At 65.8% G+C, this 21,053-nt stretch carries 19 protein-coding genes; 10 read left to right on the top strand and 9 right to left on the bottom strand.

The features are described from left to right. Window positions 1–1,821, top strand: a complete 1,821-nt coding sequence (locus tag M2361_RS14240; RefSeq protein WP_259249929.1) for a glycoside hydrolase family 15 protein — start codon at window positions 1–3, stop codon at window positions 1,819–1,821. A 34-nt stretch (window positions 1,822–1,855) separates the two neighbouring features. Here the strand turns inward: M2361_RS14240 and M2361_RS14235 are convergent, their stop codons facing one another. Continuing rightward, the gene (locus tag M2361_RS14235) at window positions 1,856–2,995 is read right to left on the bottom strand and encodes a diguanylate cyclase (protein WP_259249928.1); all 1,140 of its coding nucleotides are present in this window, start codon (window positions 2,993–2,995) and stop codon (window positions 1,856–1,858) included. A gap of 280 nt (window positions 2,996–3,275) precedes the next feature. Between M2361_RS14235 and M2361_RS14230 the strand changes: the two genes are divergently transcribed. Beyond that, window positions 3,276–3,647 carry a response regulator gene (locus tag M2361_RS14230; RefSeq protein WP_259249926.1) on the top strand — a complete coding sequence of 124 codons (372 nt, stop codon included), beginning with the start codon at window positions 3,276–3,278 and terminating at the stop codon, window positions 3,645–3,647. Between the two features lie 26 nt (window positions 3,648–3,673). Here the strand turns inward: M2361_RS14230 and M2361_RS14225 are convergent, their stop codons facing one another. After that, the gene (locus M2361_RS14225; RefSeq protein ID WP_259249924.1) at window positions 3,674–5,341 is read right to left on the bottom strand and encodes an arylsulfatase; all 1,668 of its coding nucleotides are present in this window, start codon (window positions 5,339–5,341) and stop codon (window positions 3,674–3,676) included. Between the two features lie 321 nt (window positions 5,342–5,662). Between M2361_RS14225 and M2361_RS14220 the strand changes: the two genes are divergently transcribed. Beyond that, window positions 5,663–6,718, top strand: coding sequence for an FUSC family protein (locus M2361_RS14220; RefSeq protein WP_259249922.1), 1,056 nt, complete (start codon window positions 5,663–5,665; stop codon window positions 6,716–6,718). Window positions 6,719–6,729: 11 nt separating this feature from the next. On the opposite strand, the gene M2361_RS14215 is transcribed toward M2361_RS14220, so the two are convergent. From M2361_RS14215 to M2361_RS14205, 3 genes are all read right to left on the bottom strand, one after another. Further along, window positions 6,730–8,976 carry a PIG-L family deacetylase gene (locus M2361_RS14215; protein WP_404976366.1) on the bottom strand — a complete coding sequence of 749 codons (2,247 nt, stop codon included), beginning with the start codon at window positions 8,974–8,976 and terminating at the stop codon, window positions 6,730–6,732. 180 nt (window positions 8,977–9,156) lie between these two features. Further along, window positions 9,157–9,864, bottom strand: coding sequence for a hypothetical protein (locus M2361_RS14210; RefSeq protein ID WP_259249921.1), 708 nt, complete (start codon window positions 9,862–9,864; stop codon window positions 9,157–9,159). Window positions 9,865–9,875: 11 nt separating this feature from the next. Beyond that, window positions 9,876–11,603: an alpha/beta-hydrolase family protein gene (locus M2361_RS14205; RefSeq protein ID WP_259249919.1), complete on the bottom strand. Its 1,728-nt coding sequence runs from the start codon at window positions 11,601–11,603 to the stop codon at window positions 9,876–9,878. Window positions 11,604–11,813: 210 nt separating this feature from the next. On the opposite strand from M2361_RS14205, the gene M2361_RS14200 reads away from it, so the two are divergent. The 4 genes from M2361_RS14200 (at window position 11,814) to M2361_RS14185 (ending at window position 14,915) form a co-directional block, all read left to right on the top strand. Then, window positions 11,814–12,593: a class II aldolase/adducin family protein gene (locus M2361_RS14200; RefSeq protein WP_259249917.1), complete on the top strand. Its 780-nt coding sequence runs from the start codon at window positions 11,814–11,816 to the stop codon at window positions 12,591–12,593. Window positions 12,594–12,673: 80 nt separating this feature from the next. Continuing rightward, the gene (locus M2361_RS14195) at window positions 12,674–13,255 is read left to right on the top strand and encodes a YceI family protein (protein ID WP_259249914.1); all 582 of its coding nucleotides are present in this window, start codon (window positions 12,674–12,676) and stop codon (window positions 13,253–13,255) included. 156 nt (window positions 13,256–13,411) lie between these two features. Beyond that, window positions 13,412–13,669, top strand: a complete 258-nt coding sequence (locus tag M2361_RS14190; RefSeq protein ID WP_050445445.1) for a helix-turn-helix domain-containing protein — start codon at window positions 13,412–13,414, stop codon at window positions 13,667–13,669. Beyond that, window positions 13,662–14,915, top strand: coding sequence for a type II toxin-antitoxin system HipA family toxin (locus M2361_RS14185; RefSeq protein WP_259249911.1), 1,254 nt, complete (start codon window positions 13,662–13,664; stop codon window positions 14,913–14,915). The genes M2361_RS14190 and M2361_RS14185 overlap by 8 nt, the downstream gene beginning before the upstream one ends. 33 nt (window positions 14,916–14,948) lie before the next feature. On the opposite strand, the gene M2361_RS14180 is transcribed toward M2361_RS14185, so the two are convergent. The 3 genes from M2361_RS14180 to M2361_RS14170 form a co-directional block, all read right to left on the bottom strand. Then, window positions 14,949–15,395: an SRPBCC family protein gene (locus M2361_RS14180; RefSeq protein WP_100854637.1), complete on the bottom strand. Its 447-nt coding sequence runs from the start codon at window positions 15,393–15,395 to the stop codon at window positions 14,949–14,951. A gap of 75 nt (window positions 15,396–15,470) precedes the next feature. Then, window positions 15,471–17,045 (bottom strand): FAD-dependent monooxygenase, encoded by a 1,575-nt coding sequence (locus tag M2361_RS14175; RefSeq protein WP_259249910.1) that lies wholly within the window; start codon window positions 17,043–17,045, stop codon window positions 15,471–15,473. Between the two features lie 136 nt (window positions 17,046–17,181). Next, entirely contained in the window at window positions 17,182–17,691 is a 510-nt protein-coding gene (locus M2361_RS14170; RefSeq protein ID WP_259249909.1) for a DUF1993 family protein, read from the bottom strand. A gap of 208 nt (window positions 17,692–17,899) precedes the next feature. Between M2361_RS14170 and M2361_RS14165 the strand changes: the two genes are divergently transcribed. From M2361_RS14165 to M2361_RS14155, 3 genes are all read left to right on the top strand, one after another. Further along, window positions 17,900–18,778 carry an NAD(P)-dependent oxidoreductase gene (locus M2361_RS14165; RefSeq protein ID WP_259249908.1) on the top strand — a complete coding sequence of 293 codons (879 nt, stop codon included), beginning with the start codon at window positions 17,900–17,902 and terminating at the stop codon, window positions 18,776–18,778. Between the two features lie 173 nt (window positions 18,779–18,951). Continuing rightward, window positions 18,952–19,920 (top strand): tripartite tricarboxylate transporter substrate binding protein, encoded by a 969-nt coding sequence (locus M2361_RS14160; protein ID WP_259249907.1) that lies wholly within the window; start codon window positions 18,952–18,954, stop codon window positions 19,918–19,920. Window positions 19,921–19,951: 31 nt separating this feature from the next. Beyond that, the gene (locus M2361_RS14155; protein WP_259249906.1) at window positions 19,952–20,620 is read left to right on the top strand and encodes an RraA family protein; all 669 of its coding nucleotides are present in this window, start codon (window positions 19,952–19,954) and stop codon (window positions 20,618–20,620) included. Between the two features lie 40 nt (window positions 20,621–20,660). Here M2361_RS14155 and M2361_RS14150 read toward each other — a convergent pair whose 3' ends face one another. Further along, the gene (locus M2361_RS14150) at window positions 20,661–21,023 is read right to left on the bottom strand and encodes a hypothetical protein (protein WP_100854642.1); all 363 of its coding nucleotides are present in this window, start codon (window positions 21,021–21,023) and stop codon (window positions 20,661–20,663) included. Window positions 21,024–21,053 lie beyond the last annotated feature (30 nt).

The raw sequence follows: 21,053 nt of genomic DNA, 5'->3' as shown, positions 1-21,053 counted from the left end.
ATGTCCAAACCCATCGAAGACTATGGCTTGATCGGCAATATGTTGTCGGCCGCGCTGGTGGCGCGCGACGGCTCGATCGACTGGCTGTGCCTGCCGCACTTTGATTCCCCCGCCTGCTTTGCCGCCTTGTTGGGCGACGACAGCCACGGCTGCTGGCGGCTGGCGCCCGACGGCGCGGGCCACACCACCACGCGTCGCTATCTGCCCGATACCGCCGTGCTGGAAACCCGCCATGAAACGCCCGGTGGGGTGGTGCGAGTCTACGACTTCATGCCGCTTAGCGACGACGAAGAGCGTGTGGACGTGGTGCGTATCGTGCAGGGCGAGTCGGGCCAGGTGGACATGCGCATGGCGCTGACCCTGCGCTTCAACTACGGGCAGGCGGTGCCCTGGGTGCGGCGCCGCGATTACGGGCTTAGCGCCATCGCGGGGCCCGATGCCGTCGAGCTGCACACGGGTGTTCCGCTGGCAGGGCACGACATGAAGACAGAGTCGGCCTTCACGGTGCGCCAAGGCGAAAGCGTGCCGTTCACCTTGTCTTATCACCGCTCGCACAAGACGCCGCACTTTGTGCCGGACCGGCAGGAAAGCATGGACCGCACGGTGGCCTGGTGGCACGAATGGGCCAAGCGCTGCCATTGGAAAAACGGGCCGGGGCAGCGGCGCGACGCGGTCGTCCGCTCGCTGATCACGCTGAAGCTGCTGACGTTTCAACCCACGGGTGGCATCGTGGCGGCACCCACCACGTCGCTGCCCGAGCAACTGGGCGGCAGCCGCAATTGGGACTATCGGCATTGCTGGCTGCGCGACTCCGCGCTGACGCTATACGCGTTGCTTAACGCAGGCTACCGCGAAGAGGCCGAGGCCTGGCGGCAGTGGCTGTTGCGCGCGGCGGCGGGGCACCCTAACCAATTGCAGATCATGTATGGCATCGCGGGGGAGCGCTGGCTGCCGGAACACGAGATTCCGTGGTTGCCGGGCTACGAAGACAGCAAGCCGGTACGCCTGGGCAACGCCGCGGCGGGGCAGATGCAGCTGGATGTTTATGGCGAACTGATCGAAACGCTGCACGCGGCCCGCGTGGCGGAACTGGCGCCGCTGGCCGAAGCGTGGCGCATGCAGAAGGTGTTGCTGACGCCGCTGGAAGAACTATGGCGGCAGCCCGATCACGGCATCTGGGAAATGCGGGGGCCGACCCGCGCCTTCACGCATTCCCGGCTAATGTGCTGGGTGGCGCTGGACCGTACCGTGAAGTCCTGCGAGCGCTTTGGCCTGGAAGGGCCGGTGGACCGCTGGCGCGCCCTTGCCGACGAGATCCGCCACGACATCTGCACCAACGGCTATGACGCGGAACGCAATACCTTTGTGCAGTACTACGGTGGTACGGCGCTGGACGCCAGCCTGCTGCTGATTCCGCAAGTGGGGTTCTTGCCGGCGGACGACCCGCGCGTGACGGGCACCGTGCAGGCCATCGAACGTGAGCTGCTGCGCGACGGCTTGTTGCTGCGCTATTCCACGCAACACAGCGACGACGGGCTGCCGGGCGATGAGGGCGCGTTCCTGGCGTGCAGCTTCTGGCTGGCCGATGCCTACATCATGCAGGGTCGGCTGGACGACGCGCACCGCCTCTTCGACCACCTGCTGTCGCTGCGCAATGACCTGGGGCTGCTGGCCGAAGAGTACGACGTGGCGCGCAAACGGCTGGTGGGTAATTTCCCGCAGGGGTTTTCGCATATCGGCCTGGTCAATACCGCCTACAACCTGAGCGCGGCGGGCGGCACGGCGCACCAGCGTTCGTTCCGCGATGCGCCGCAGAGCTAGGCGTGGGCCGCCATCCGCACGTGGGGGTAGCGGCTCAAGCCGCGACCTGGTTGCGGCCCGCGCGCTTGGCGGCGTAGAGGTTTTCATCCGCGCGCCGGAACAAGGATTCCCAGTTTTCGGTGCCGATGGCGGCGGCCACGCCCAGGCTCATGGTGACCGGCGTGGCCTGGTCGGGGGCGCGCACCGTGTCGGCCACGGCGGCGCGCAATCGTTCGGCGCAATGCAAGGCTTCCTGGAAGTCGGTGGCGGGTAGATAAACGGCGAACTCCTCGCCGCCTATGCGGCCAAGCAGGTCACGTTTGCGGACGGACAACGCCAGCACGCGCGCCACGTTCTTGAGCACCGCGTCGCCGCCGTCATGCCCGTACACATCATTGATGCGCTTGAAATGGTCTACGTCGCAGACGATCAGCGCGGCGGGGTCTGGGCCGCCGTTTTGGTAGGGGCGCATGCGCGCTTCGAAGCCCCGGCGGTTGAGCAAGCCGGTCAACCAGTCTTTTTCGCCTTCATGCCGCACCTCTTCGATGGTGTCTGCGGCAATCGCCAGCAACAGCGTAATCGCCAGCCCCACGCTGAACACGGCAAGCGATAGCTGCAACCACTGCCAGAACGGGGAATCGGCGAAAGCAAGCGGCCCGCTGGGCGCGTGCGCGCCGATGCTCAACAAGGTGCGGGGAAAAAAATGCAGCCCGAACGCCAGTAGCACGACAAACAGCGCGGTGTCGATCCGCCGGCCCGTGGCCGCCGACCGCATGCGCAAGGCGGCCACGCAGAGCAAACCGCCAAAGCCGATATTGAGCACATAGACGCGCACCAGCAAGTTGCGGTCTACGTAGAAGAAGTACCAAAGCGCCACCATGATGGCGGCGCAGAACACGGCATAGGCGCGCCACGGCAACCCCCGGCCTACCCGGTTCAAGATGCCTTGTGTGGCCGCGCACACGGCCACCGTGTACAGCATGCCGGACACCAGCGCATTGGCGCCCGAGTCACGCGGCACATACAGAATCTGGCTCACCGCGCCCGCGGCGAACAGCGCGCAGCCCGTGGCCAGATGCAAGAGATAGGTGCGACGCCGGTAGACGCACCAAATGCCAACAAATGTAATGCCGAAGATCAGCACCAGCGTCGGGGCGATCAACGACAGGGTGACTCGAACCTGCGATCCAACCATAGATGTGTCCTGATGAGCCGGTACGGGATTTCAGCGCGTCGGCTAGGCCGTTTCGTCCCGATACAATTCCTTCCTACATGAACGACGCGCATGCCCTAGGATTCCGCCTTATACCGCCCGCCGTCCTGCGCTTTCCGCGTACGCTTGCAAGCGCCGGAAACCCATGAAGCGACGCAGGCCTTTTCCCGCCCCTTGCCGTTCTGCCGCCCCACGATGGCGCTGGCGACCTGGCCCCGGGCGACCAAACATACCAACGCCGCGCCATGTGGCATTGAACACCATGACGAAAATTCTTGTTGTCGACGATCAGCCCGTGCTGATCGAGCTGTTGAGCGAGTTCCTTGGCGACGAAGGTTACGAGGTCACGACGCACACCGACGGCCTGACCGCGTTGCAACAAATGCTGGCGGTGCGCCCGGACTTGGTGATCACCGACTTTTCCATGCCGGGCATGCACGGTGGCGCGCTCTTGACCGCCATGCGCGAAAACGCCTACCTGAGCGAAACGCCCGTGCTGGTGCTGAGCGGCCGGCCCGAACACGAGGTGTGCGCGGCTTGCGAAGGCCATGCGGCCTACCTGCGCAAACCGGCCGAGCCCGCCGATGTGCTGCAAGTCGTGCGCCGCCTGGCGCCCGCGCCGCACGTGGCGTAACGCGGGCGCCGCTGCGCGGCGTGCGATCAGTTCCCCGAGGGCATCGGCAAGGTAAAGCCGTCGCGCGCCAGGCTCTCGCGTATGTACTGGAACCGCTCGTACTGCGACAGCGTGATCGGCCCGTTATAGACCTCGCTTTGCGCCTTGCGGGGCGGGTACTTCACGTAGGTCTTCATGAGTTCGGCCGCGGCCGCGTTCATCGTGGGCAGCGTCCACGTTCTTTCGGTGACGTTGCTCATGAAGATGTCGTAGCGTTCCTGCGGGTCGGCCCACAAGTCGAACACCTGCGGCACGGCGGCCACATAGGACTCCGGCCCCTTCCAACCCAGATTCGTGTCGACCGCCAGGCCGCCCGTTTTCACGCCGTTGTCGCCCCGCAGATTGAAGACGGCCTTGTAGTTGCGCACCCGGATGGCGCCCGGCGACAGTTCGTTTTCGGTGAAATAGAACCACTCCTTGCGCGCTGACTTGCCCGTGCCGAACAGCACCGGCGACATGTCATAGCTGTCGAACACGATGGGCTTGTCGGCCCGGTCGTTGACGGGCAGCTTGATGCCGGCCATGGCCGCGAAGGTGGCCATCAGGTCCAGCCCGCCCACAATGCTGTGATCTTTGGCGCCCGGTTCAATCTTGCCGGGCATCCACGCGATGGCCGGCACGCGGTTGCCGCCTTCGCGCACGGTGCCCTTGGTACCGCGAAACGGGGTGTAGCCCGCGTCGGGGTATACGTCCTGCCAGGCACCGTTGTCGGTGGTGTAGAAGACCAACGTGTTCTTGTCCAGGCCCAGCGCCCGCACCTTGTCCATGATGCGCCCGATGCGCGCATCCAGTTCCACGACCGAATCGGCATACTTGCTTTTCGACAGCGACTTGCCGATGTAGTCGGGGTCCGGCATGTTGGGTTGGTGGACCTTCATGAAGTTGATGTTCATGAAGAAGGGCTGTTCGGACTTGGCGTTGCGATCCAGGTAGTCCAGCGAGGCCTTTTCCACGTAGCGGTCAAAGAACGGAATGCCGACCACGCCTTCCTTGCCGTTCATGACGGGCGTGTCCACATACTGCCCATTGACCTTGAATTCTTCGCGCGGCTTTTCGCCGGCGTTGCCCGACAGCGCGCCGCGCGTGACCTTCTGGAACATGGCGCGCAGCTCTGGATCCATGTCGGGGAACCAGGTGGGATCCGCATAGGTGTAGGCGTTAAGGTGATACAGGCCCGCGTACTTCATTTCGTCATAGCCCTGGGCGTTGGGCAGCGAATAGTCCGCTTCGCCCAAGTGCCATTTGCCGGTGAAGAAGGTCTTGTAGCCACCGGTTTTCAGCACCGAGGCCAGTGTCCATTCCTCAGCCGGCAGGCCGCCGCCCTGGCCCTGGAACGCAACGGTCGTCATGCCGCTGCGGTTGGGAATGCGGCCGGTCTGCATGGCCGCGCGCCCCGGCGTGCAACTGGGTTGTGCGTAAAACGAAAAGAAGGTCATGCCTTCCTTGGCCAGCCGGTCGATGTTGGGCGTGGGCATGCCACGGCCCGCGCCGCCGCCGTAAGGGCCAAGGTCGCCGTAGCCGGTGTCGTCGGACACGATAAGAATGATGTTGGGTTTACGCGCTTCCTGCGCCGCGACCGGGGTAGTGCTTACCGCTGCCGCCGCCGCCACGAGCAACGCGGCCAGGCTGGATGAGAGAGCTTGCTGTGTCGCCATGTTCAACACTCCGTGGATAGATCGTTGAAGCAACCGCGGGGTGTTGCGGTGTTGCCTAACCCGGCGGATCAAATGGGCCTACATGAAGCAGATCAACGACAGCAGCAGAAGGCGTGTGCCATTGAGTGGTCGATATTTCACGGACTTGGGATGGATGTCAATGTGATCGCGTAAGGCACGGCGCTTGCTGAGACATGAAAACTGCATCCGCTGACCTGTATTTTTCCCGTGCCGACTCACCCTGTTCCCACCCAGATCAACGCCGACCGTCCCTCCCTGGTTTCCCGACTACTGACCACTACCGCCCGCTGCCGCGCCCTTATGGGAGAGGACGCATTCCGGCTGCCCATGCAGACCGTGGCGGCCGTGCTGCTCGCTTGTTTATGGATGCGATGGCGCGGCATGCCGGAGATCTCGTGGGGCGCTTTCTCTGCGTTGTTCGTCGTGCGCGCCAGCGTGGAAGGCACCGTGGGCGAGGCATCGGCGCGCATGCTTGGGGCGCTGCTTGGCGTGGTGCTGGGCGTCTCGCTGGTGCTGCTGGCGGACGTATGGGGGGTGAGCGAAACCTGGAGCATCGTGGCCGGTGTCGGCGCCGCCGCGGTGCTGTCGATTCGCTGGCCCATGCTGAGCTACAGCTTGGTTACCGTCACCATACTGACCGTCACGCCCAACGGCGACATCCTGGGCGGAGCCATCGACAAGGGGCTGGCCATCGGCGTGGGTTCGGCCTCGGGCATTCTGGCGGCGGTGGCCGTGCTGCCGCTGTCGGCCCGGCGCAGCGCCCGCCTGAATCAGGCGGCGTCCATCGAGGCCTATGGCGACATGCTGATGGATTGGGCGGCGGCGTTCAACGAGGCGCGCCAGCGTCCACGGTTGCACGAATGGCCCGGCATGGCGCGCTCGCATTCGCGCGCCCGCGACATGGCCTTGCAAGCCTGCTCGTTTCCGTTGGACTTGGTGATCTCGCGCGCCTCGGTTTTCCGGCTGCATGAGTACGTAGAGGGGCTGTGGGGCACGGCGCCGCTTATGGAACGGGCGGGAAGTTTTACCTTGTCCACCCACACCTGCCACCGACTGGGGCCGGCGCTGCACGACGTGGCTGACGCCCTGCGCCAGCGCATCGGCTGCATGGCAAGCGCGCTGCGCAGCGAAGCCTACGCGCGGCCCTGCCCGCTGCCGGACACGGCGCTACAGGCGCTGGACGAGGCCATTGAAGACGCCTTGCGCTGCGCGGAGTGCGACCCGGCCGAGAAACAGGCCATCGGCGTGATCCGCTGGGTTTGGCAGGAAGTGGCCAGGGAAGTGGAGGGGCTGGCCAGTTACCTGTTGGAAGACGGTACAGGGGGCGGGCCGCAAGGGGACGAGACCCCTGCGTGACCGGTATGTGACTACTGCGTGACCGTGGCGGTGCGTGCTGAAGCGCCCGGCAGAGGGGCGCCCGGCTTAGGGGCGCCCGAGGTAGTGGCGCCCTGCTTGGTGGCGCTTGCCGCCATGCCCTTCGACATGGCGCCGCCCGCCGTCGGCGTGGCGGGTCGTGATGCCTGGGTCGGCATGCGTTCCACCGTCAGCGTGCCGGTGTCGCTGCCCGATGGGCGGACCACGACGGTTTGGTTTGCCGCATTCGCACCCAGATTAGGCAGGTCGGCCGGGCGGGCCGCCATCGTGGCGAAGGGGCCGCCGCCGCTGCCCGGCACACCGTCCAGCGTCAGGCGTTCCGCCCAGGCGCCGTTGCGGCGTGACAGCACTTGATAACGTTGCGGACCGCCCGCGCTGCGGGCCACGACGTAGACCGTGCCGTCGATGATGTTGAGCGCGGGGGGCGAGGCGGCGTCGGCGTCCAGCTTGATGGGGATGCCGCGTTCGACCAGCCAGAGCGGGCCGCCCGAGCGTTCCAAGAGCGCCAGCATCACGTTGCCGCGCGCGTCGGCCTGGATGGCGGGGCGTCCGATGAAGGGCAGGCCCAGGTCGGTGGGGGCGTTCCAGTCCATGTTCAGGTCGGTGGTGTCACCGGTTTCCACCAGCTTGGTCAGATGGTTGCTGCCACGCTCGCGGAAATAGAGTTCAACGCGGTCTTCCTGGTTGCGGATGGCGGCCAGGCCGCCTGCCGCGACCGGCGCGGTGACGGGGCGCCAGGGCTGCCAGGCGGGTTGCTTGCCGGGGTCGGCCGGCAGTTGGCGGGTGTAGAAAAGCTTGCCCTCGGCGGTGTTGGCGAAGACCACGTAGCGGCCATCCGCCCCACGCGCGGCGGCCGGTGCCCCGGTGGCGCCGTCCAGCGCCGGCAGGGCCTGCCAGGTGCCCCAACTGCCGTCGATGCCGGACGGCGCAATCCAGTGCAGCAGCCCGTCATAGCCCAGCGCCACGGCGGCGGCTTCGCCACGCGGCGCAACGGCCGGAATCTGCGTCACGCGCAGGCCGCCCAGCGCTTGCCAGCCCTGCCAGGTGCCGTCGTGGCGTTGCTTGTTGGCCCACACGCCGCCCAGCGGGTCGCGCGCCATCAGGCCGGCCGTGCCGTCGGCGTGCGCGAACGAGACCACCGGGCCGGTGGTGCGCCCGCCCAGGCTTTGCCAGCGGCGTTGGCCGGAGTCCCAGCGGTTGACGGCGGCATTGGTTTCACCCGCGGCAAACACCACCAGCCCGCCGCGCCCATCCGGGTACAACTGCGGCGCGATGTCCTGGCGCGACACGTAATAGGCGCGTTGCACCCAGGCGGCGGCCGGGCCGGCGGGTTCCTTGCAGCCGCTGGGGCCGGCGCAATAGTGGTAGTCGTTCCAGGCGTAGTGCTGAAAGATCACCGACTTGCTGGCGATTTCGGAGTCGGTCAGGTTGGTGGCGCGTTCCTGGCTGGGGTAGTCGATATAGCCGGTTTCGGCGTAGTTGCCGGGCACGCGCAGCATGGCCTCGCGCGCCAGCCTTGCGCTGGCGATGTGGTCCGGGTGGCCATGGCCCGCGCAGCGCCAGCACAACTGGGTATAGGGCACGACGATGGTGTCGTCCAGGTGGCGCACGGTGGTGGGCGCATATTGGCGGATCAATTCGGCCAGGGTGTCGACCAACTGTTCGCGCGTGTAAGTCTCGGAATAGGGGCCCAGCGTATCGACGTTCTGGCCGGGCTCGGATTCCGTGCGGCTAAGCGGCGTCAGGCTGCCCCAGCCCTTGCCCAGCCACGGGTCCTTCAGGCGCATGTGCCACAACTGCACGCGCGGATTGTCCTGCAAGGTAAAGCGCGCAATCTGGCGGCCGGCGGCAATGCCCGTGTCCGCTTTCCAGACGTCGGGCTTGTGCGCCATGTAGGCGTAGGCCGCGCGCACGCCGCGTTCCCGGCCCAGCATGTAGGGCTCGCCTTCGCCGGCGTCGCTGGCGGTCAGGTAGATGACGCGCACGCAGCCGCCCGCCTCGACGTTGGAGGCAATGTCGGGGTTCATGAACAGCAGGTCATCGTCCAGGTGGGCGACGAAAGCCAGGTCCTTGATGCCGTTGCATTGGGCCAGCGTGGGTGGGGCGGCCCGTGCCGGGGCGCCCGCCAAGGCCATGGCCAAGGCGGCAAGAAGAGCGGCGGCGGGGGCGGCAGTGCGGAGGGAGGCAGTGCGGCAAAACGCCCGGCATAGCGGGCGCAGCATGTCCATCAAGGCGGGCATAAAAAGGCGCAGCGAGGGCGCTGCGCGGCAAATAACTTGGGGTTTGAAAAGCCGGGCGGAAACACCGGGTGGGGAAAAGTATAGCGGCGGCGGCTGACACGTAGCCCACGGCGGTGGCATCACCATGAAATGGAAACAGGGGACGTTGCCGGCACGCACATGCGTCACCGAATACGACCCTTACCCCCGCCACTGCCCACATGCCGGATCAAGCTCGGCGCGCGCGCCATTCACCCAGACCTGCTCGTCATCGCAGCGCGCGGCGGCCTGCGGGGCGATGTCGAAGGTGATGCCCAGCGTTTGCGCCACGGCGGGGGTGTCGATGGGCAGTTCCCAGCTCAGGAACAACAGCGACAAGTCCTGGTCCGCCGGAAAATCGGCTTCATCAAAGCGGCTGCCATTGCGCGGGACCACGGCGTGGGGCTGGCAGGTGTCGAAGACCAGCGCGGTGCCGCGCACCAGAGGGATGCGATGGCCGGTGCCAGGGAAATGCACGTCCAGCCCCTTGTCTTCGCTCAGGAAAAGATTGCAGAAGGCCGCGCCGCCATATTGCCCGCCGTCGTGGTGGTAGCGCGCGCCCCGGCAGGCCATCAAGGCCATGTCGCTGTGCGCCAGCACGTCCTGCCAGCCCTGCGCGCGCGTCCAGTCCTGCATGGCCTGGACGCAGCGGGCAGCCTCGGGCCAGCGCGCCTGCGTGCGCGCCAGGGGCATCTGCTCGACATCGCCCGCGTCCAGCATCAGGCGGGTCGTGATCTCGCGTTGCCAATCTGCCACGAGCCGTGGCGGTGGAACAGGCACATCCAGGGTGGCGGTCAGCACACGCGCGCTGACGCTGCGGCTGCGCAGCGCGGCGCCGCTGCGGAATATTGAAGTCAACAAGTCGGGCATGTCGGGTTGCCTTATCCCCCGCGATTTTCGTACGCCGCTTGCCCGCCGTCGCTGTCGTCCATGGCGGCTTGGGCGCGCGCAATCAGGTGGCGCTTCAGGCTGGCCAGCGCGTCCGGGGCCCAGTCCGGCGCGCCCGTCACGGCCAGCCAGGCGTCCACATAGTGCTGCGGCGCGTAGACGTGGCCAAAGCCGATGGGCGTCTCGGTGCTGACGGACATGTCCAGCGCCAGTTGCAGCATGGTCACCACCGGCACCCAGCGTAGTTCAGGCGACACGTCGGGGCCGTAGGGCGGGTACATCCAGGCGGGGCGGCGGTACAGGTCGCGGAAGTCGAAGAAGGTAATGGCGTCGCTGGCGTATTGCAGGAACACGATGCGCATCGGTCCCCAAGGCGTGTCGGCCGGTACGGGCGAGCCGTGCTGGTTCATGAAGCGCACGAACGCGCCGTCACGAAATTCCGGCAGCCAGGCGGGCGACCCGGGGTTGCGGGCGTCGGTAATGTGGCGCCACACGCGGCTTTCAAAGGGCGGACCGCTCCAGAGCGCGCCCTGGATGGGGTCGCCGATCATCTCGAAAAGCTCGGCCGAGCGCGCGGAATTCATGGCGCCCAGGCTCAAGCCATGCAGGTACAGCTTGGGCCGGCTGGCCTTGGGCAGGGTGGTCCAGTAGCCGTAGACCTCGGCGAACAGCGCGCGCGCCGCCTCCGACCCGTATTCGGGCTGGGCCAATAGCGACAGCGGGCTGGACAGGTAGGAATACTGCAAGGCCACGCTGGCCACGTCGCCATGCAGCAGGTATTCCAGCGAGTCCATCGCGGCGGGGTCGATCCAGCCCGTGCCGGTGGGCGTCACCACCACCAGCGTGGATCGCTCGAAAGCGCCCACCCGTTTCATTTCCGCCAGCGCCAGCTTGGCGCGGGCCGCGGGCGAGTCGGCGCCGGGCAGGCCCACGTAGACGCGAATCGGTTCCAGGGCGTCACGCCCGGTCTGGGCGCGGATCTCGTCAGCGCTGGGGCCCGAGGCGATGAATTCCCGGCCGGCCCGGCCCAGTTGCTGCCAACTGATCAGAGACTCGGGTCCGCCTGTCTTGCCCGGTGCGGTGGGCTGGGGGCGATCGGGTTCCAGCAGCGCGTCAAACTCACGAAACGACGCATCCAGCACGTGCAGCGCCGCGCGAAACAGCACGTTATTGGCCAGCGACCAGAAGATCACGATGGCAATGACCGCGCCCGCCACGTTGGCCACGCGCCGGGGCACCACGCGGCGCACCTGCGCGGCCAGCGCGCGCGTCACCAGCTTGAATAGCCGGCCCAGCCCCAGCAGCACGGCAAAGGTCAGCAAGGCGATCGCGCTGACTTTGAAGGGGTGCGCGCTGGTCACGGGCTCCATGTCCATCAGCGCGCGAATGGTGTTCTGCCAATGGGCCGCGCGCCACAGGAACAGCACCAGCACGGCCAGGCAAGCCACCGTGATCGCCGCGTTGATGATGCGCGCCGCGCGGCCCCGGGGTTCGGGCAGTTCCAGATACGCCCACAGCCAATGCCACAACACGCCCAGCCCATAACCCGCCGCAAGGCAGGCGCCCGCCAGCACGCCCTGAGTCAGGTGGGTGCGGGGAACCAGCGTGGGGGTGAGCGAGGCCGCGAAGAACAGGGTGCCCAGCAGCAGGCCTACGCCAGACAGCGATTCCAGGTGCGACTGGAAAAATGCCGGCAGGCGGCGGTGGGGGCCTTGGGGCATGGCGGGTCTCCGGGCGAGGGGGCGGCCTTTATTATGCAAGCGAAAAGCCCGGCGGCAGGGCGGATGGTGGGCACTAGCCAGGAAAATTGTTTGCATCAGACGGACGACGCCGCCTCGGCCCCGATGCCGAATCGATTCAAAACTAATACAGTGTTCAGCGGACCCGTGGCGACATCGCCACGAAGACTCACAATGAAAACAGGAGACGGGATGGATACGGTAAGCAAGCAAGGCAACAGCGTGGGCGCCAGCGTGCGCGAACAGGTCAGCGCAACGGAATGGCAGGTGCGCACCGACCTGGCGGCCTTGTACCGGCTGGTGGCGCTATTCGGGTGGGACGACCTGATCTTCACGCACATCACCGCCAAGGTGCCCGGCACCGAGCATTTCCTGATCAACCCCTACGGCATGATGTTCGACGAGATCACCGCGTCGAGCTTGGTCAAGATCGACCTGCACGGCAACAAGGTGATGGATTCGGAATACGACATCAACCCCGCCGGCTTCACCATCCATAGCTGTATCCATGCAGCCCGCAAGGACGCGATGTGCGTGCTGCACACGCATTCCATAAACGGCGTGGCCGTGTCCGCGCAGAAGGCGGGCTTGTTGCCCTTGTCGCAGTTCGCCTTCATTGCGCTGCGTTCGCTGAGCTATCACGACTACGAAGGCCTGGCGCTGAACCCCGAAGAGCAACCGCGCCTGGTGCACGACCTGGGCAGCAACAACTACCTGATCCTGCGTAACCACGGCCTGTTGACCGTCGGCCAGACCATGGCCGAAGCGTTCCAGGCCATGCACCGCCTGGAAGCCGCCTGCATGGCGCAAGTGCGGGCGCAGGCGGGGGGCGGCGAATTGGTCTTCATTCCGCCCGAGGTGCTGGCGCGCGCCGCCGTCGAATCCCCCGCCGACCGCGCCTACAAGGCGTCGCTGGCCTGGCCGGGCCTGCTGCGCCGGCTGGACCGCCGGAACCCTGGCTACGCGGAATAGTCTGTCTGATTCGCAGTCCGTGCAAAGGCCCCACCCGCGCACGGGCTTGTTCACCGGTGTATTCACCACAAGGAGACTTGATGAAGCTGATCCCGACCCTGCTGGGCGCAAGCGCGCTGGCCCTGTCGCTGTCCGCCGCGGCCGCGCCGGTCACCTACGACATCGACCCCTCGCACACCTATCCCAGCTTCGAAGCCGATCACTTCGGCGGCGTGTCCACGTGGCGCGGCAAATTCAATAAGTCGCAGGGCGTGGTGGTGCTGGACCGCCAGGCCCGCACCGGCACCGTGGAAGTCACCGTGGACATTAATTCAGTGGACTTCGGCCACGATGAAATGAACAAGCACGCGGTCGCGCCCGACATCTTCGACGCCGCCCGCTACCCCACCGCCACGTTCAAGGGCACCTTCACCAAGTTCGACGGCGACCGCCCCGAAGAAGCCACCGGTGACCTGACGCTGCGCGGCGTCACGCGCCGGGTGAAGCTGGACATCGACGACTTCAAGTGCATCAACCACCCCATGGAAAAGCGCGAGGTCTGCGGCGCGGACGTGTCCACGGAATTCAACCGCAAGGACTTCGGCCTGGACTTCGGGCTGGACATGGGCTTCAAGCCGGAAGTGGAATTGAAGATCCAGGTTGAGGCGGGGCGGCGGAAGTAGGGGCGGGTAGTCGCCCGCCATAACGGGTAAATATGTACGAAATATCAGACATTTAATTAAAAAAACATCAAAAAGTCTGTTTTATCGTACATTTTTACCCTCACTAGGTGTACGGTATAGCCATCATCCGGCCGCTACGGCCCAGGAATGTCGCTTATGCCGTACTTTTCCACCGCCGTTTTCCCCGCGCAGTTCGGCGCGAATTTTCAGCGTGAACGCAAGCAGCGCAAGCTCAGCCAGGCTGCGCTAGCCGAGCGCGCGGGTGTGCCGCGCCAACTCATCATTCAGATCGAGAAAGGCGAAAACGTCGGCCTGCATGCCATCATGCGAGCGCTTGCTGCCCTGAACATGGGGCTACGCATCGACACTGCGGGCATCAACTACGACGACGTGGAGCGCCTGGACGATGAGTAAGGCCGACAAGATCAAGCGTTTGGAGATCAGCACCCCGCAAGGCGAGTCGGGCTTGCTGGAAAAAGAATCCAGATTCGTCTTCAACTACACCCACCCCGAGCAGGACCGCGAGGTGTCGTTGATCATGCCGCATCGCGCCGAAAGCTATGCCGACACCGCATTGCCGCCCATTTTTGCGATGAATCGCCCCGAGGGCTATCTGTACGAAAAGCTCTGGGAGCGCTTTGGCAAAGCGGTCACGCTGGACGATATGCGCTTGCTGGCGCTGACGGGCAGCAACCAGATCGGCAGATTGCGATACCGCGAACCCGGGCGCGAGATGCCGCCGCTGCGCCCCGAGGTCGGGTTGTCGACGCTATTGGCCAGCGGGGCCAGCGTTGAACTCTTCGACCATTTGGTCAGCGCTTATCTCACGTCCGGAATCTCCGGCTTCCAGCCCAAAGTCCTGATGCCGGATGCGGAGGGCGTGGCGGGACAGGCCATCATCGACAAGTCGACCACGTTCACGCCTGATCTCATCGTGAAAGCCGCCGGTGAAGACTATGCCTTTCTGGCGCAGAACGAGTTCCTGTGTATGAGCGCCGCGAAAAAAGCGGGCATCCGGGTGCCGGACTTCTGGCTGTCGGATGACGGGTCGCTATTTGTGATGCGCCGCTTTGACCTGGATGGCGGCCAGCAACTGGGGTTTGAAGACATGGCGGTACTGTTGCGCAAGACCGCCCGCGAAAAGTACCTGAGCTCTTACGAGACGATTGCGCAACTGATCGGCTTGTTGTGCGGCGCGAACCGCAACGAAAGTCTTGCCCGCTTTTTCGACTACGTGACGCTATCGGTCCTGGTGCGCAATGGGGATGCGCACTTGAAGAATTTCGGCCTGCTGTATCGCCACCCGGGCGCTGCGCCCGCTGCCTTGGCGCCGTTGTTCGACGTCGTGACCACAAGCGTGTACGACTTTGAAGACCCGCAATCCGGACGCATCCTGTCGGATCGCACCTTGGCGCTGAAGCTGAACAAGAAACGGGAGTATCCGACCCGTAAGGCGCTGCTGCAGTTTGGCCGCACGGTGTGCGGCGTCGCGCAGCCGGAAGCCGTCATCGACCGAATCGCCACCGCCATGCAAGAGGTGCTGCACGACGAAAAACATCGTATCGACGGCGACTTCCTGGGTCGGATGCGCAAAGAGTGGGAAGGGGGCTGCGATGCGGTACGGCCGGCCATGGTGTTCCAGGGCGGCCGCGGGTCATAGCGCGTTGCGGTTCCCCTTCCGGGGTCTTGGGGCTTACTCCGACACGTCCGGTTCCACCAGTGTCGCCAACTGCATCAGCGATTCCTGCCAGCCCAGGTAGCACATTTCGGTGGGAATAGCGGCGGGGATGCCGCTTTGCTCGATGGCGATTTCGGTGCCGCAACTGACCTTGCGCAAGGTCACCGTGGTGATCATTTCGCCGGGCATGTTGGGGTCGTCGAAGCGGTCGGAATAGCGCAGCTTTTCCGAGGGAACCAGCTCCAGGTATTCGCCGCCGAAGGCGTGGATCTGGTTCGACCCGAAATTGCGGAATGACATCTTGTAGATGCCGCCCACCTTGGCGTCCAGTTGATGGACCTGGCAGACAAAGCCGTAGGGGGGCAGCCATTTGGCGACGGCGTCGGCCTCAAGGAAGGCGCGGTACACGCGGTCGGGGGTGGCGCGCAGAACGCGGTGGAAAGTTACGGTGCCGGTAGTCATGGTGTGTTCGCCTTTGAAGTGAGTGGGTCGTACTGATACGACGAACAGACGACACCAGAATCGACATCGATTCGATCAGGGAAAACCCGGGCTGCGCAAGCGGTCCACGTAAGCCGACAAGGCTTCTGCATGGGCGTGGTCGGCGCGCAGCCCGACGTGGCCGTCCGCGCGCACCACCAGCAGCACCATGCGGTTCACGTCCAGCAGCTCGGCGGCTTCAGGCGCCAGGTAGGCGTCCACGCCGGACACCTCGGCGTTGGCCGTCAAGGCAACCACGATTTCGATGATGGCGCCGTCCGACAGCGGCGCCATGTCGCGCCGCGTTTGCGCCAATTCTTCCTGCGGGGTGGCGCTGCCCCCGATCAGCAGCGCGGTGTGGCCCAGGCGCTTGGCGTAGTCATGCAGCTTGCCCGCGCCGCCCGTCGCGTATTCGATGGAGAGATGGTCGGGTAGGCGCTGCCCGGGCCATACGGCGTGCCGGGGCTCGCCCATGACGATGGGGGAATCGGCGTAATCGATGTCCAGCTCGGCTTCGGCCACGGCTTCGTGATGGCGCGTGGCAGGGTCGGCCAAGGCGCCGCGGATGGCGGCGTCGCGTTCCTGCCGGGCGGCGGGGTCCGACATCATCTGGGCGCTTTCGGCGGCATCGCCGGAGGCCATGACGTGGTCCGCCACCGGCCGCCGCTCGGCGTGATAGCTGTCGAGCAAGGCGTCCGGGCAATGCCCCTGGCAGACCAGCGCCAGCTTCCAGCCCAGGTTGTAGGCGTCTTGCAGGCCGCTGTTCATGCCGTGGCCCTGCGCGGGGCTGCACGTGTGCGCGGCGTCGCCCGCCAGCAGGATGCGGCCATGGCGAAAGCGCTGCGCCACCTTGGTGTGGCAGTCAAAGCGCGTGGGATGCGTCACGTCTTCAAAGCGTGCGTCGGGCAGGTAGCCCTGCAAGGTGGCCAGCGCGTCGGCCACCAGGTCCGATTGCGGCGAGCTGGGCCGCAGGTACACCCGCCAGCGGCGCCCCGGCAGGGCGGTAAGTATCACGGGCGTGGGATCCAGATAGGCGTAGTTGGCCTCGAACGAATCCGGCCAGCCGCTGATGGCGGCGTCGAACACGGCCCAGGGCTGATGGATGTCGTGGCCGTCTTGCCCAATTCCCATCAAGCCGCGCACGGTGCTGTGATGCCCGTCGCAGCCCACCACCCACTGCGCGACGACCTCGGACTGGATGCCGGCGTGTTCCAGCGTGGCCAGCACGCCGTCGGGGCGCTCTTGCAAGCCGACCAGCGTGGTGGCGCGCGTGACGCTGCCGCCCAGCGCCTGCAGATGCTCGGTCAGGAGGGACTCGGTGACTTCTTCCGAGATGCCGATATTGAAGGGGTAGCGGCTGCCGCAAAGCGCCAGGTCGATGTCGCCCAACACTTGGCCGGCGGCATGGATGCGCGCGCGCCGTTGCTTGACGCCAGCCGCCAGCAGCGGCGCGGCGAGGCCGAGCGCGTCCAGGATTTCGATAGAGCGAGGGTGGACCACGGTGGCGCGGTCCCAATCCAGCGGGCGTTCGTGCGCGTCGATCAGCAGGCAGTCAACGCCGCGCCGTTGCAGCTCGGCGGCCGTGAGCAGGCCGGCGGGGCCTGCACCCACTATCAGAACGGTTGTCGCCATCATCCGGGCTCTCCTGTCGGGGCCTGCCTGCATCACGCAACGTTGCGTCACGCGAAATTAGTGCAGGCCAAGGGAAAGCGTCAACGATGTCGGCCCCCGCCTGACGGGCGAGGGCGGGCTTACCGGTTAAACCAACTTAGTACGTACCCATGTAGTCGCGCTTGCCGACTTCGATGCCGTTGTGGCGCAGGATCGCGTAGGACGTGGTGACGTGGAAGAAGAACTGCGGCAGGCCGTAGTGCAGCAGGTAGGCGCTGCCTGACAGCTTCTTTTCCTTGGGCGTGCCCGGACGCAGCACGATTTCCAGCGAGGCGCTTTGCGCGAATTGTTCCGGCGTGAACGCGCCGACGTGCGCCAGCGTCTTGGCGATCAAGGCTTGCAGGTCGGCAAACGTGGCCTCGCCCTCGGGCCAGGACGGCACCTCGGTGCTGGTCAGGCGCGACGTGATGCCACGGGCGAAGTCGGTGGCGATCTGCACCTGGCGCGACAGCGGGAACATGTCCGGGTACAGACGCGCGCCCAGGTAGGCGGCCGCGTCGATGTTCTTGGCGGTGGCGTGCGCTTCGGCCTTCTTCAGCACGTCGGACAGGGCGGACAGCATCTGCTTGATGACGGGAACGGAGGCGTCGTACAGGGGGTGGGTCATGGGGATTGTCTCGCTTGAATAAGGGAAGGCGGGCGCGGCAGGGAGCCGCGCGGCTGGGGCAAGACTACCAGCAATTGCCTACCCCCGTGCTGGCGCCCGTTTTGTACTTTTAATGTATCTACTCGCGGCAAAACCAAGGGTTTGCCCGGGGTATATTCCCGCCTTTTCCCTGCGCTATAACGCTTTATGTATTTTTAATGTATTTACGATGATGAAAATTGCGCTGATTGGTTGTGGGGAAGTGGGCAGTTGCTATGCCGAGGCCTGGCTGGCGGGCGGACATCGGATCGTGGGCATCTGCGAATTGCGGCAAGACGCCCATATGCAGGCGCGCGCGCAGTCGTTCGGCAGCGCGCTGTACGCGGAACCGGGCGCCTGGCTGCAAGAGGCGGACATGGTGGTCTCGGCCGTGTTCGGGCACGCCGCGCTTGAGGTCGCCAGGCAGGCTCTGCCGCATCTGCGCCAGGACGCAGCCTATGCCGACTTCACCACCGCCAGCGCGGCGGACATGCGCGCGGCGGCCGACGTTGCCGCGTCGGCGGGTATTCCTTTCACCGACGTGGCCATCATGGGCGCCATCGCGCTGCTGGGCGCACGCACGCCCTTGCTCTGCGCCGGAACGGGCGCCGAAGCGGTCGTGGCGTTCACCGCCGGATGCGGCGCGCCGGCCCAGGCCATCGCCGGGCAGGCGGGCGACGCGGTTCGGCTGAAGCTGTTGCGCAGCATCATGACCAAGGGCATGGAAAGCCTGGCCGTTGAATGCATGGTGGCCGCTGAAAGCATGGGCCTGCGGGCTTCCTTGTACGAGGTGTTGTCCGACATGGACCGCACGCCGCTCACCACCTTTGTGGATTCCTTCGTGCGTTCGCACGTGCTGCACGCGCCGCGCCGCCTGGCCGAGGTGCGCGAGGCTCGTGAACAACTGGTGGAAGCGGGCTTGCAGCCCTTGGTGCTGGACGGCGTGGAACGCCTTTTCGCGCGCACCACCCAGGGCATCGAAGCGGCGCGCGAGGCCGGCACGTTCAACGTGCCGGATTCCGTCGAAGCGCGGCTGGCCTGGCTGACGCCGCTTGCGCGGACGTCCTGATCGGGGCTGCTGTTCCGGGCTTCTGACCCGCGCTTCTGACTCGCGCTTTTGACCCGCGCTCCTGACCCGCGCTTTTAACCCGCGCCGCCCACGCGGCGCGATCGATCCAAGATTCAAGGACCGGCCCCAAAGAGGGCCGCCCGAACCATCCATACAAAATAGTGAGGAAGACAATGACGTCCCTGAAAAAACTGCTGGTGGCCACCACGCTGCTCGTTTCGTCGGCCGCGGCCGGCGCCGCCGACATGGGCTCGGCCCCGATCACGCTGATCTCGCCCTTTCCCCCAGGCGGCGGCACCGACACGCTGACCCGCATGATCGGCACGGCCATCGCAGAGGACACCGGCTGGAACATCGTGGTGGAAAACAAGCCGGGCGCGGGTGGCAACCTGGCGCTGGACGCCACCGCGCGCGCCAAGCCGGACGGCCACACGCTGGTCATGGCGCAGACGGACAACATCGTGCTGAACCCGTGGCTCTACAACAAGCTCAGCTACGACACCTTCAAGGACTTCAAGCCGGTGGGCTTGGTGGCCTCGTCACCCAGCGTGTTCGTGGTGGTGCCCGATTCGCCGTACAAGACGCTGGATGACGTGGTGAAGGCCGCCAAGGCGCGCCCCGGCCAGGTGTCGCTGGGCATTCCCGGCATCGGCGGCAGCGGTGATTTGATCGGCCATCTGTGGCGCAAGGCGGCCGGCATGGAACTGATGCACGTGCCGTATCGCGGCTGGTCGCAAGCGTTTCCCGATCTGGCCAGCGGCCGCATCGACCTCTACACGGGATCCGTCGCGTCGCTGTTGCCGCAGATCCGTGGCGGCAAGGTGCGCGCGCTGGCCGTGGTGGCGGACGCCCGTTCGCCCGCCTTGCCCGACGTGCCCACCTTTGCTGAAAGCGGCTTCAAGTCCATCAACCAGACCATCTGGTGGGGGCTGATGGCGCCGGGCAAGACGCCCGACGATGTGGTGGCCACGCTGAACAAGGCGCTGAACGCATCGCAGGCCAAGCCGGAACTGGTGAAGAAGCTGGAAGACGCCGGCTACAGCGTCATGGCCGGCACGCCCGCCGACCTGGCCAAGCGCCATCGCGCCGACCACGACGTGTTCGGCAAGGTCGTGCAGGAAGCCGGCATTCCGAAGCAATGACCCCCCACATCGACAGCAACAGGAGCACCCCATGATCGGCTTTGACATCCACCCGCGCGCGCGTGCGGTCAGCAGCGAAGTGGTAGAGGAATTCCGCCCCATTCCCGTCGCCAATATCAGCGATTGCATGTGGCGCATGACGGCGGGCGGGGCGCGTCTGCGTCCCATGCACGACGGCACTGTGCTGGCCGGCCCCGCGCTGACGGTGCGCACGCGTCCCGGCGACAACCTGCTGGTGCACAAGGCGCTGGAACTGGCCCAGCCGGGCGACGTGGTGGTGGTGGATGCGGGCGGTGACCTCACCAACGCCATCATCGGTGAAATCATGACGACCTACGCGCAAACGCGCGGCCTGGCAGGCATTGTGATCAACGGCGCCATCCGCGATTGCGGCGCCATTCGCCGGGGTTCGTTGCCGGTGTACGCGGCGGGCGTCACGCATCGCGGCCCCTACAAGGACGGCCCGGGCGAGATCAATACGGTGATTGCGCTGGACGGCATGACGATCACGCCGGGCGACTTGATCCTGGGCGATGAAGACGGCCTGCTGTGCGTGCCGTATGAGCAGGTGGACGCGATCTATGCAGCGGCGACGGCCAAGATGGAAGTGGAGGCGCGGATGATGGCGCAGATTGCCGCCGGCACGTTGGACACCTCGTGGATCGACGCGCGGATGAAGGCGCAGGGCTGGAAGCCGTAAGCGCTGGGCTCTGATCAATAAGCGGGTGAAGGCCTGGGCTTCAGTCCCGCTTCAGCCCCAACCTGCGCAGCAGCCGGTCCATCACCGCGCCGCCGTAAGCCCACGACAGTACCGCCAGCACCAGCATGGCCACCGTGAAGTAGGCGCGCGCGGCCAGCGGCACCGGGTTGTGTTCGGCAATGCTGCGCAGCGGTTCAATCCCCGTGAAATCGCTGGCGGCCAGCGCGCTGAACAACAGCGCTAGCACCGGCCCCGTGAAGCGCGGAGGCTCGCCGCGCGTGGTCGGGTCGCCTTGTGACGCCCACTGCGCCAGCCGGAACAACTGCACCACGATGGTCACAAGCGGAATGGCCACGGCAAGCAGCAGCACGAACAGGGCAACAAGAATCTGGGGCGAATACATAGAGGACTTCAGGAAAGGAGTCGGCGCAAA

The sequence above is a fragment of the Achromobacter sp. JUb104 genome, assembly GCF_024806975.1.
In the GTDB taxonomy this organism is placed as follows: Bacteria; Pseudomonadota; Gammaproteobacteria; order Burkholderiales; family Burkholderiaceae_B; genus Achromobacter; species Achromobacter spanius.
Note: the sequence above shows the minus strand (reverse complement) of the source record. Positions and strands in the feature narration are given on the sequence as shown.